This is a genomic window from Caulobacter sp. SRI_008, from assembly GCF_057586355.1.
Genome location: NZ_JBYCZS010000073.1, coordinates 1 through 204 on the forward strand (window position 1 = coordinate 1; position 204 = coordinate 204).

General features: G+C 61.8%; 1 protein-coding gene. It reads left to right on the forward strand.

The features are described from left to right. Window position 1: 1 nt before the first annotated feature. Window positions 2-204, forward strand: a 203-nt coding sequence (locus tag AC2YHT_RS25700) for a GTP-binding protein (RefSeq protein ID WP_487292622.1), incomplete at its 3' end; no start/stop codon positions are given.

Genomic DNA, 204 nt, shown 5'->3' on the forward strand with positions numbered 1-204 from the left:
GATGGCCAAGGAAAAGTTCGAACGTAATAAGCCGCACTGCAACATCGGCACCATCGGTCACGTTGACCATGGCAAGACGACGCTGACGGCCGCGATCACGATCACGCTGGCGAAGTCGGGCGGCGCGACCGCCAAGAACTACGCCGACATCGACGCCGCGCCGGAAGAAAAGGCCCGCGGCATCACGATCAACACGGCTCACGT